Genomic DNA, 13344 nt, shown 5'->3' with positions numbered 1-13344 from the left:
AAATCTCTTTCATATAATATACCGGCATCTGTGATCCCCCCTTCAAAAATACATTTAATTCCTTTTGTAGTACTATTATATCGAACAAAATAAGGATTATCTATAAAACTAAGGGAATATTTATAGACAAAAGCAGACAAGATTCTTCAATAGGCGGATGGTGACAAAGAGTCATAAATCAGTCTAAGTGAAGCTGTTTATCCAAAGTTTAAAGCATTTCCACACTGGTTATTTCTATTCGTTTCTTGGAAAGGATTGCACTTTTTTCCTAAGTAGCGATTGACGTTTTTTATAAGGAACAAAAAGACCCCTCATCTAATGATCAGGAGTCTTACTTTTATTCAGAGATTTATTTATTTGTAGATTAATACTTTACCAACCGTACCGTCAGCACTTTCACCAGTCACACGGAACTTGAGACCGTACTTTGGTACGTTACGTCCAGCATCGACCATACCTTTATTACTGTAGTCCGTGCTGTCGTCGAATAATGGAGTACGTTTTGTAAAGTTATCCTTCATCGTAAATATTCCTGGATAATCAAGGAACATCTTTTCTGATTTATTTAGGCTGAATGCTGCATCGTGGATTTGATAGCGAGTAGATCCTACCGTGCCATCGCTCCAAACATTTGTATGCTGATCTGCATCTACAACACCAAGGAATCCATCACCAGGATGTATACCTGTCCAGTTATTGTCAAAGCTATTATCCACATACCATACCAATAGACCCGGATCAAAACTCATCAAGCTATCCCCACGGCGAATATGTTTTAACCCTTCATCTACTCCGTTATGGGATCTCCATTCTAATAAATAATAATGGTCAGAATAGAATTTACCTTGGTCTATCTTGAAACCATTAAATGTGAAGGCAGAATTTCCTTCAGCGTCATCCGTAATCATTTTACTTCCGTCAACGTCGACTGCAATGTCGTCTACATAGAAACCTGGAAGTGCTACATATCCATCTGTCCAATAGTTGAATTCAAGTTCAACCTCTTGTCCTGCATAATCTGACAAATCAAATGATGCATCAACCCAACCACTGGAAGAACCTGTTATACCGTTCCCAGGATTCTGCTCAAACGGATCTTCAGTTGTCGTAATATTACCTTCAATCGATTCACCATTTACTTTCACAGACGCATAATCCCAATCCGTTTCAATATCATACCATGCTTTAAACGTTAAAGTAGCATTTGTTGCATTTGTTAAATCTAAAGTGGTAGTCATGGAGTTATCTAATTCATTTCCACTTCCACTGAAATATTCATTAGAACCACTAGTAGGAGTATTCACGATATTTTCTTTAGCAGGGAGATTTACACGGACAGCATCATTATTCGTCCCTTTAGTAACCGCTTCATCAAGAAGTACTTCAGTACCGTTAGCATTCACATCTTTTGCATCAATCGTTGTTCCACTTAGCCAGTTCCCTCCATGAATTGCCTGTAGCATTTCTTTCGCATAGGCACTCATCCCCGGTGGCTCAGTCCCAGGAATGTCTCCTGCCCAGCTACCGCTCGACATAAGGGACCAATAAGAAACTGCCTCACCAGCTCCCGTATATTGAGTATCGTATTCATCAGGAAGTCCTAAATCATGGCCATACTCATGAGAAAATACCCCAGCAGCTCCATCTTCGGGTTCGATTGTGTAATCCCAAGCAGCTAAAACACCGCCCCATCTATCACTATTAGATGTAACACCCGGAACAGCTACTGGACCTGTGCTAAGTTTTGAACGGTGTGACCAAATAGCATCTCCACCAAGAGTTCCTCCTCCTGCTTCTTCACCCACACCTGCATGAATGACCATCAAATGATCGATGATACCATCTGGCTCATTATAAACACCATCTCCATCATAATCGTCACGATCCCAGGCATCGTATTTAGACAAGTCTACATTCGGGTCTTGAGCGGCTTGAATCAATGCTTCATAAACCAGTGTACGTGGTTTATTATCATTTCCATCTGGAGCAGGGACGTTTCCTCCATAGTAAGCTGCTGGATGATTTGCAGTATACCAGCCTGCAACTGTACCTTCTACAGTGTAACTACCACCGGACTGTTCCTCATAATATTGTTTCATAGAAACAAATGTCTCTCCATTTGGCCCCTCATATCCATCTTCACCAAAGATCATATTATTAAAATGATCATGGGTATAATCTTCATACCAGAAATCTGTTTCCTCTTTTGTTATAGAGCTCTGCTCATAATCTGGGAAATCAATGGCAAGCACAAGGACCTTATCCTTACGAACTTCACCATCATAACCTTCTTCTTGAACACCATCTACTTTATTCTTTTTAGCTTGCCCCAGTTTGTTGCCTTTACCATTTGTAAGACTGCTATTTTTATCATTCTTTCCATCTTTCATTTTGACATTATCTAGAGATGGAAGATTATCTTTCGTTTCACCAGAATTATCAGCTTTCGCCTTCAGATATTTTGTTAATACTTTTTCAGCTTCAGCAGGAGTAGCCCCCTTAGCAATCTTTCCTTCCTTTTTCAACATCTCAATTAATCTCTCATCATTCGCTATACCCAGATCGACGGAAGACCCTTGATAAGTATGGGTTACACCCTTACTCTTCACCTCATTAAGTACCTTCTCCGCATCCACTGTCTGAGCAGTTGACATGGTAGGACCCACTGCCAAAGTACTAAGACCAAGCAGTGTCGCAAGTGCTGCGGATGCAGCTTTTCTTTTCTTCCCCAAACAAATTACCCCCTTAAAATAGTCAGAACGTAGTAAAAAGTTCCTAATAATCAGAATTCTTTATAAGGAACTTTTAATCCTCCTTTAGTTCGCTATTGTAATAAAACTGTAACATTTTAATAATAAAGGAATAATAAGGCTTAAACATGTTTGCATGCTAAGGATGGAACACAGGGACAGGTCTATTGCCCACGTGTTACTTTTCTCCTTTTCTGACCACCATTCAGCGAAAGTCTCTCAATACAATCTTGGTTGAAAACAATACATTATTATTAGCTTCCAAATAACATAAATTATCAGAATAACCAACACACCATCCACATCGTAACCGACATCCAGTAAACAACCTGTTCGATTGAAAATAACGAGCAACCTCGGTGGACATTGCATTGAAAAAACAAAAGAACGTAGTCATTCCCATATGCTTCACAACTGAATAGACAACCACCTCCAACAAACAGAAAGCGAGTGCATGGCCTGCCTTCTGGTAAATATACGTGGGGGCTGTCGAATGGGTAAGAGTTGAGATCAAAGAACGAGGAGATATCCGGATCCGGGTTCCATTTAAACCGTGGAACCCCTTCTTCAAATAACACCTTCAGGCTTTCTGTACAAGTCAAAACAAATAGAAAAACACAGTAACTTATTACGATCATTACGCGCATATCAATCACATCCTTGCCCTCATCCTACCCATGAGGAGTTTAAGGCTTATGATAGAAGAAACATTCGTCCGGTACATCCTGAGATGTGTACACAATTCGAGTAAAAAAAGACAATGGAATCATATAGATTCCATTGTCCTTAGTATTAGAATGAAGAAGTAATCAGTTCATCTCGGATAGCACCCTTGATTGATCTCTTAGCTCAGCTAGCTTCTTCTCATGATACGAAATACTCGCGTGTAATCTCTGCTTAAGCTTGCAATCCAAACAGCATTCCAGCAGTGCGTAATGATAGGACACCCTGAAGGAGTGCCATTTCACTTTTAGCATTGCTAACCCCTCAACCTTTTTCATATACATCCCCCTTGATATAACCATCAGTCACCTTACTAAAATTTTCGCAAGAACTTATAGTTTCATGGGGGTGGGACGCGGGGACGGGTCCCCACATCAGTCGTAAACTGGCTGGCATTGCCTTTTTTGACATTAGCCCCTATAGCTTTGCGTCACCATATTTCAATGGTTTTGCCTTTATCGAATTTAAACATTCTTAATGTTAATTTATGCGCTGTAATTGCCATCTATGTTTTGGCTGAACGATTCCAGTCTATACGCTTCTTTATACCCAACCGGAATACAGAGCAAAATGACTACGACTAGAGCGTACCATAACCTTCAAAAAAATCCATGCTTTATTCCCGAAAGAATATTCTGATAATAAAAAAAGACATCGCCTACCAAAAGGGGCAATGGACCTATCCCCCGTCCATCACCTACTACTCCAGATGGTTAATCCTATTATTACGGTGCACAGATGCCAATTGGGTTATGGGTGAACTGAAAGAATCATATTAAGTCTAAAGGATAGATTCCATCCCTAGAAGAAAGCAGTTTCCGATCGCAAAAGACCGTCCCTCTGGATCGAAATCTCCCTGCACCCTCCACATTTCGACAATATTAACAATATTTATTGATATATTTAAGGATTCATCATACCATTAAAATATGACGATATATTTCTAGGAGGAGCCATGTATAAAAAGGTCGAAACTCCCGAGGATGTAGAATATTTTAATGGAATATGGATGGAGTGCTGGCAAGAAAAAGGCTATGACTTTGAAATCAACCCCCATCATACTGCTAGATTCTTAATTAAAGATCCAAGTGATGTGTGGGTTGGGACGGTTGAAATACAACCTTACTCACTTGATGGAGAATTAGAAGTCAATCAGGCTTATCCATTCAACCATAAACCTCTTTTATTAGAAGACATGTTTCAAACTATCATAATCGATAAGGTTGCTATTCTTAAAGAATATAGAGGGAAAAATTTAAATACGCTCTTATCGGTTATTATTCATCACGCAGAATTACATAGTCAGAAATACTGTGTAGCGCTCCTTGAACGAGTATTTTATAAAGCTCTACGAAATGTTTACAAGGTTCCTTTTGAAATAATAGGGGAAATGAGATTTTATAAAGGAGATTATGTCATTCCATCTGTTATTAATCTTCAAACGATTTATTCCAATAAAGAACAGTTCGATTGGTTAGTCGATATTTCAGAGGCATATGGAATTTATAAGTAAGGAAGGTAACATGTTTATTCAAAGAAAACACGCACTTTCATTCATCATCATTTTCATGTTAATTAATTTCCTATGGAATACCTATTTCAGAGATTTGGAGATAGTCTATTACTTTGGGGGAGTCTTGCTCCAAATCATTGCGCCATTAATAGCTTTCTTATGGTTATTCTCAATTTATCGGAATACGGGCAATCATAATAAATATTTTTGGTTATCCCTATCTTTCGGTTGCTTAAGCTACTTATTTGCCTTGATTATGTGGACGCTCAATGAATTCATCTTCATTAATGGCCCCCTATATCATCCATTGATCCCAGATATCCTGTGGATTTGGCAAAATGTATTTTATTTAATTGGGTTAATCGTCTTAATGTATGTACACAAAAGTAAATTGTTTACACTGCGGATGTTTTTCGATATGGTCATTGTCATGTCAGTAGCTACTGCTTTTAGTTGGAAATTCATTATCAGTCCTTTGCTATCACAAAGTGCCACGGTTTCTTTTTTTCCGGTTTTGTTATATCCAATATTGGATCTGGGTATGCTTTTTGGAGCGTTTAGCATTTTCATCATTTCCCAACGGTTATTAAATAAAAGCTCTACCATACTTCTCATTACAGGGTTACTTATACAAATCCTCGCTGACACTCTGTTTTCCTACGAGAAAGTAATTGGCTCTTATGTTGTTGGAGGGTATAGCGAGCAACTTTGGGTGATTTCACTATTATTAATCGGTCTCGCCGGGGTGTATAATAAACCATCCAATTTTACAGAATCGAAAATTAAAGAGAGTAAAAAAATACATCTATTTCGCCATGGTCTAACTTACTCAAGTTTCGGCCTACTATTTACAGCGATGATTTTCCAATATTCCAATAACCAAATAGATAGTATCTTATTTGGTTTTTTTATCTGTATGGTTCTATTCATTCTGAGACAAGTCATCACACTGCTTGAAAATGATCGTTTAGTCAATGATCTTAAACTCTTAAATGATGAACTAGAAAGTAAGGTCCAAAAAAGAACTGAACAACTTGAAGAAACACTAAATAGCGTTGAATATATGGCATACCATGATATGCTTACAGAACTACCGAATCGAAGGTTATTGGAAAGAAAAATCTCAACACTAATCATGAACCAACAGGAAGGCAAGATTGCGGTTTTACTAATGGACTTAGATCGTTTCAAATATATCAACGACCATTATGGTCACCTCTTTGGTGACTTACTATTAAAAGAAGTTTCCAAAAGGCTAATAGAAAATGCACCTGAAGTAATGATTTCTCGTATTGGCGGAGATGAGTTTGCTTTCATCATTGAATACAAAAGCAATGAGAATATCAAAGAACTCGCGATAAATGTACTGGATGAAATGGCTAAACCGTTTAACATCGAAGGAAGGGTAATACATATATCACCAAGCATCGGGATTGCTTTATACCCCGAACATGGTAGCAACTTCGAAGAGTTACTCAAGTGCGCAGATATTGCCATGTATCAAGTAAAAGGAAGAGGTAAAAACAATTATCTGTATTATCACCCCTCTATGGGGGATCAGAAAAGAATCGAACTCGAAAATGCCTTGCGCAGGGCGATTGAGGCAGAAGAATTCAGCCTCCATTTCCAACCGCAGCTTTCTATAGACACTGGTAAAGTAATTGGAGCAGAAGCGCTGATTCGCTGGAAAAAACAAAATGAAGGGTTTATTCCTCCAAATAAGTTTATTCCGTTAGCAGAAGAAACTGGACTTATCTCACTCATTACGCTCTGGGTGATTCGAACGGCTTGCGAACAGATCAATAAATGGAAAAGCAAGGGATTACCCTTAGTAAAGATAGCCGTCAACATCTCTTCCCTAGATATCCAGAAACCCGACTTTGCCCATAACGTAATAACCATTATCAAGGAGACAGGAGTCGACCCAACGTACTTAGAGCTGGAAATTACAGAGAGCATTGCGATGGATGATTATGAAAACGTCTTAGAGAAGCTTTCCGCTTTAAGAAAAACGGGTATCAAAATTTCCATGGATGACTTTGGGACGGGCTATTCATCGCTACGCTACTTAAGTCAACTCCCTATTGATCGTTTAAAAATCGACCGCTCGTTCATTCACGCCATTCCTGCTAGCGAAAAAGATATGGCAATCGTCAAATTGATTGTTTACATGGCAAAATCGTTGCAACTTAGCGTACTCGCTGAAGGGGTAGAAACTGAAGTCCAAAAAAATTTCCTTCAACAAATCGGCTGCCATGAATTCCAAGGATTTCTCTTCAGTCCAGCCGTTTCAGCTGAAGAATTTGAAAGCATTTTGGCGTAACACAGGGATTTCCACTAAAGCCATAAGGACAGGTCGCTTGGTTCAAAAGGGTCAGTCTGGAATATCCCCAGACTCCTTGTTGAAAACTAACCCTAAAACAAGGAAAAACAAGAACCATAAGTATTGTCACAATGACTTCCAAAACTCTAAAGGCCCGTCCCTCGCAATAATTGAGGAACGGGCCTTTAACATAGTTAAGACTATTGTTCTTTTTGACCTTTTCTTTTACCGGGTTTATCTTTTGATTTGCCTTTTGCTTTACCTTTTTGATCGATTTTAATCACAACCGTAGTCAACGGCTCAATCGTCAACGTATCCTTCTTCAACTTAAACCCAGACCGTTCCTCAACCGGCTTAACACCCGCTTCGTCACTATCGACCAACACTTTCGCGCCTCGGAAGTCGTAATCGCCGATGGATAGCGTACGCTCCTTGTTATCAGCATTGACGAATACGTAGTAGGTGCCCGTATCGTCTGTTGACACGTTTTTGTATGCGAGTATCAAGTCCGTATCCTTGATTTCAGGGATATCGAGCATCGTCACGTTCTGGTCGACGAGCTCCTTATCACCCAGTCGGAAAGCATTTGTTGAACGTCTCAGCTTAATCAAGCCTTCCGTGAATTCCCTCGTTGTCGAGTTCACGGCGAATTCCTCTGCGTTCGTCGCTTTCTCCCAATCAAATTTATTGATGGCATCGGACGAATCGTAGGAGTCGTGGATGAAGTAGCCGAAAGGATTTCCGTCTTCATCTTTTAATTCGTGGTACTTCTGCTCCGGTACCCCCTCACCGAACCACTGCTTCGTTCTACCGTATTCCTGACCCGCATGCAGGAAGGCCGTTCCTTGCGATGTCAGGATCATGGAGTTCCCGAGGCGGATTCGCTTATGGATTTCCAGGTTATTTTCAGGAATGGCCGGATCCTTCTTAATTGATTGTGCAATCACATCGTACAGCGGTAGGTTATCATGCGCTGCGATGTATTGGACCATATCGCCTGGATCGTCATCGGCCGTGTTGCCCGGCTGGCCTTTGATGTTGTTGAAAATGGTGTTGATGTCACGCGGGCCTCCGGTGATGAAACGAGGCTCGCCTTCTGAACCGAAGCCGGATTTCAATTCGTTTCGGATTTCATCGGAGAATACGCCGACATCGTCGGTTTTGTCCATCCAGTCCTGATCGGCACCCATTCCTTTTAACTCAGGGTCTGCCAAGTGACCAGCGAACGTTCTCCATCCTTCCCCGATGAATAGAGCGTCGGGATTGACGGATTCAGCTGCGTCATAGGCGCTTTGTACCGCTGGATAGCTTGCGTCTCCCATCATATCGAAGCGCATGCCGTCGATCTTATATTCCTCGAACCAGTATTTCACTGAATCGACCATCAGCTTTTCAGCCATCTTATGATTCGTGGCCAGGTTGTTCCCGAAGCCTCCAAGGAAGTTGCCTTTGTCATCCTGGAATGCGTAGTAATTCGGCACAATGTCATTCAGCGTGCTTGTTTGTGCCATGTGCGTGTACACGACATCCAGCACGACACCCATTCCGGCATCATGGATGGCGTCGATCAGCTGTTTGAGCTCTTTTACACGAAGTTCAGGATCGGTCGCATCCTCTGAATACGCACCGTCCGGGGAGAAATAACTGTGCGGATCGTAACCCCAGTTATATTCGTTTCCTCCGGCTGAGTATTCAAGCTCCCGCTCATCCATCTTCGTTTCGTCACCGTAGTACCACGCCATAACCGGCAGCAGCTGCACGTGCGTGACACCGAGTGATTTGATGTAATCCAGCTTGTCGATGAAGGCTTTGTACGAGCCCCACCTTGCGTTCAGGTCATCTGCGATCGATGGATCCGACGTGAAGTCGCGGATATGTGTTTCGTAAATGATCGCATCTTCTCGTCTTTCATAGCCATCGATGTTTGCATGGGTGAAGCCTTTTGGGTTCGTCCCGCTTAAGTCGACGATCGCCGCTTTTCCGACTTTATCTCCGTCAGGACCCGCTTCCCCTTTCGTATTGACGGTGAAGGCTGCCATCGATTTGGCATAAGGGTCGAGCACCTTTCTCGTTACCCCGTCATTCGTGACTTCGTATTGATAGTAGTAGCCTTTCAGATCGGATAAGCCAAGCTCACTTGCCTTGACGTCCGCTGACCAGACTCCTTTTTCACCTTTCGTAAGCTCTACACTGCCGATTTCTGTTGCAGCATCTTCTTTATCATAAAATTTAGCGACGACACTGCTTGCTTTCGGAGCCCATAATTTCAATGTGGCATTGCCTTCTTTGTATGTCGCTCCAAGATCGTCCCCATCATATCCATACATGCTATCAAGCATTCTCCAGCCGGATGACGCTGAGATGGTCCTGCCGGAATACGTGATGGTTAGCGGCAGTTTTACCAAGCTGAATGAAGCCTTGACCTCTACCGTTTTATCGCCGGTGATCTCGACGCTTTCAATCGCCACATCACCATCATCACTGTCTTTAATTACCAGTTTTTCTTTTAAAGCTTCGGGCGTCAAACCGTCCGTCATCGTAAATCCGAGGCGGATTTTGTTTTCCGAGATCACCTCTGCGGATGTGATGCCGGATGCCACTTCCCAATACGGTGACACGTACACCGTATCGTCGCCCTGTTTGACCCAAAGACGATTGTACTTATCGAGCAGATTGAACGTTTTGTCGCCGCCGTCCTTGCCCGCATCGCCTTTTGTTTCATCCATGACGATGAAGCCAATTTGCTTCGCATTTTCTTTTAACGGGATATCGACATACGCACCGTATTGGTCTCTACCCGTTAAATCAGCTGCATCGGTTGGCCAGTTTGCTGGAGGCGACGCGACATCTCCCCAGTTCCAGACACCAAAATTGTCATAGTTGGCATCTTCACGGACGTAATGGATACGAACCGTATTCTCTGGCAGGTCGACCGGTTCAAACGTGGACACCTTGTCTGATCCTTGCTCGATCCAGATTTCGTTCATGTCCTCGGAGTTGATCGTAAACCCTTTGTCGCCGCCGTCTTTTTCACCATTTGTGCGGTTCACGACAAGGAAACCGATGTTTTTGGCTCCTTCTTTAAGAGGTACATCAACGTAGGCACCGTAGCGGTCGGTCTTTTCGAATGGAGTTGCTCCTACAGGCCAGTCAGCTGAAGGTGATGCCACATCATTCCATAGCCATGCACCATAATTTTCATAGTTGCCGTCCTCACGCTTGTAGTGGATGCGGATGTTGTTTTCAGGAACAGGCTCCACTTCAGGCTCGGTTCCGTCCCGGGATCCTCGTTCAGCTGCCGTGATGCTACCGCCTGCAACAGTCAAAAGCACGGTCCCTCCATCGGCGATTGCCGGAATAGGAACAGTCACTTCTTCCGCACCGGATGCCGCATACTCTTTTCCAGAATAGTGGTCTGTGATGACCGCATCTGGAGAATCAACGGTTACCTTGATTTCTGTCGCCTTTTCCCCAACATTCAGCCCTACATAAACTGACTCATCTTCATGCTTACGCGCAAACATGAGGAATTGATCGCTATTCGTTCCTCCAATGAACGTTCTTTCTCCCTTGGCAAAAACCTTCGAGTGCTCGCCGCGGAAGTTGAGGATCTTTTTATAATGATGGAGGATATCATTATTCTCCACTTGATCCCAGGCAAAATCATAACGGTTGTCATACTGCGGATAATTATTCTCTCCGCTTTGACCGATCTCTTCCCCGTAATAGACGACCGGCTGACCTTTCGCCGTCGCCTGGAGGGATGCCGCTACTTTCAGCTTGCCTTCATCGCCACCCAATGAGTAAAGGAATCCGTTCTCATCATGACTGCCTAGGAATTGGCCCAGTGTTGCAGTGTTATCGATTTTCCCGTTACGGGCCGTGAGTTTGTCATTGGCCGCTTTCAAGTTACCGTTCACGAACTCTGTTGCAATTCCTTTGAATCCAAAATCAAGCAATGAATCCATCATTCCGGATTCGAGATAGCCTGAGTCGTTGTCGACACTCGCTCCCCAAACCTCACCAATCATCTTGTGCTCCGGCATTTTCTCCGTAATCGCGTTCTTGAACGCCATCCATGTCGGCTTATCGACATGCTTCACGGTATCGACACGGAAGTAATCGATGGTGTTTCCTTTAGCAGTAGTCGCTTTGTCGATCCAGTCTGTCTGCCAATCGATGATCTGCTGACGGACTTCGGGATCTTCAGTGATGATATCCGGCAGGCCAGCCAGTTCCCCGACCACCTCATCAGAACCGACATCCGGTCCTTGACGGACGATATCGCTGAAACGCGTGCGGTCGTCATCCGTTGGATAACCAGCCGGACGCTCTGCTTCAGGAAGCTCCCCGTCCATTTCTTTCAAACCATAACCTGTATGATTCAACACCACATCGACCATGATCTTCATGCCACGGTCATGCGCTGCATCGATGAGTGTGTGGAATTCTTCCATCGATCCGAAATAAGGATTCAGTTGGGAGAAGTTACTCGCCCAGTAGCCGTGATAGCTGAAATACGGCTCTCCCGCTTCCCCTTTACGGACATCGTACTTCACATTCTCCACAATCGGACTGATCCAAATCGTGTTCACACCAAGCTCGTCCAAATAATCAAGCTTGCTTGTGATCCCTTCAAAATCCCCGCCTTGATGGGTACCACGCTTGGATTGATCAGCGTTCAAATCATACGGATCATCGTTCGACGTGTCGCCGTTGAAGAAGCGGTCTGTCAGCATGAAATAGATGATGGACTCATCCCAGTCAAAATCATTCTCACCGACTGCTTGTCTTGTTTTCACTTCGACTTGTGCCGTTCCTTCATAAGGGTTACCGTAGTTATCGACAATCGAAAGCGGGATGTCCTTCGTGCCTGCCGTCACATCATCATCGACTGCGATCGTCACTTCTTTCAAAGCAGGATCGATCGTCGTCTTTTCGGAACCGCCAAGTGACGAAAGATCCGCCGTGATTTTAGAAACCTCTAGTCCCTCAGTCAGCCCATCTACATGAACGGACAACACAGCATTTTCGTTATAATCGATATGTTGCGGCTCCACCGTCCCGCTTACCGTCAATTCCCCTTTTTGAAAATCAATATGGGACTTTCCATCCACCGTATTGTATGGGTCGCTCACTTCAATGGTTTGACCATTTCTCGTTACGAGGAACGAGTACGGTGTCTTGCCATTTGGAATATCTTCATATGAAACCACGAATCTTTCATTTTCGGGCTCATAGGTCATTTCCTTCGTTTCTCCATTTAATTTCAATTCCACTTTTTCAATTGAGTCCATCTCATCGCTTGCAAACAATCCTTTATCACGATAATAAAAAGTGGCATTCCCCTGATCGATGACCGGAGCCGACCCATCAGGAACAATCCGAATCTCTTCGACACCGCTTGTTACGTAAGCTTTGGTGATGGTGTCGTTTTTATTGACCTTAATGTAGCGGTCTCCGAACTCCCTCTGTGCGGTATCCCAGTTATCTGTGCTGCGGAGCACGAATCCAAATCGTTCCGTTTCAGGAGCCACCGCGATATTCGCCGTCGCCACTCCATTCTCATACGAATCAAAATTGAGTTGATCATTCCGCACCCCTGTATACCATGCCCAGATGTTCCAACCGTCGTATTTCTGGTCTTCGCGGATGTATGTGAATCGTACGGTGCGCTCAGAAGACATTTCTTCCCCGCCTGATGCCGCCGTGACCGTTTGTGCCGGGATGTATGGCATCCATAGGCCCACCACCATCAGCAGCGTCATAAAGATGGAAAAACGCCTTTTTGTCCCTTTCTTCATTGTGTTTCCTCCCCTTTGTTTTGGTTAGCCTGATGTTTGTGAAAACGTTTGCACAAAACGGCATAAAAAGAATCCGTCGACCATCATCCTTTTAAAAACGGGCATGCCTGAATCCTCCTACCTAAAATGCAAACGCTTGCAATTGTCTGTATTTTTAAATTTTACATGATGTTGACAGAGGGGGCAATATGACGAAAGACTCAGGATTATTTTTTGGAAATTATCTATACT

5 protein-coding genes and 1 riboswitch are annotated in these 13344 nt (G+C 43.2%); of the genes, 2 read left to right on the top strand and 3 right to left on the bottom strand.

From position 1 onward, the window contains the following. Positions 1 to 353: 353 nt before the first annotated feature. Both LCM10_RS09600 and LCM10_RS09595 read right to left on the bottom strand, forming a co-directional pair. Complete coding sequence (locus LCM10_RS09600; RefSeq protein WP_224876011.1) at positions 354 to 2732, bottom strand: immune inhibitor A domain-containing protein; 2379 nt, start codon at positions 2730 to 2732, stop codon at positions 354 to 356. Positions 2733 to 3559: 827 nt separating this feature from the next. After that, on the bottom strand, positions 3560 to 3751 hold the full coding sequence (locus LCM10_RS09595) for a hypothetical protein (RefSeq protein ID WP_224876010.1): 192 nt from the start codon (positions 3749 to 3751) through the stop codon (positions 3560 to 3562). A 99-nt stretch (positions 3752 to 3850) separates the two neighbouring features. After that, a riboswitch (cyclic di-GMP riboswitch) is annotated at positions 3851 to 3937 on the bottom strand. A 491-nt stretch (positions 3938 to 4428) separates the two neighbouring features. Here LCM10_RS09595 and LCM10_RS09590 point away from each other — a divergent pair. Together LCM10_RS09590 and LCM10_RS09585 are read left to right on the top strand one after the other, a co-directional pair. Then, a complete protein-coding gene (locus LCM10_RS09590; RefSeq protein WP_224876009.1) occupies positions 4429 to 4986 on the top strand; it encodes a hypothetical protein in 558 nt (185 codons plus the stop codon). A 10-nt stretch (positions 4987 to 4996) separates the two neighbouring features. Further along, positions 4997 to 7309, top strand: coding sequence for a putative bifunctional diguanylate cyclase/phosphodiesterase (locus tag LCM10_RS09585; protein ID WP_224876008.1), 2313 nt, complete (start codon positions 4997 to 4999; stop codon positions 7307 to 7309). A gap of 200 nt (positions 7310 to 7509) precedes the next feature. Here the strand turns inward: LCM10_RS09585 and LCM10_RS09580 are convergent, their stop codons facing one another. Next, entirely contained in the window at positions 7510 to 13113 is a 5604-nt protein-coding gene (locus tag LCM10_RS09580; RefSeq protein ID WP_224876007.1) for a pullulanase, read from the bottom strand. Between the last annotated feature and the right edge of the window lie 231 nt (positions 13114 to 13344).

It is taken from the genome of Rossellomorea aquimaris, from assembly GCF_020171925.1.
Lineage (GTDB): Bacteria > Bacillota > Bacilli > Bacillales > Bacillaceae_B > Rossellomorea > Rossellomorea aquimaris_F.
This window is presented reverse-complemented; position numbering and strand designations above follow the sequence as displayed.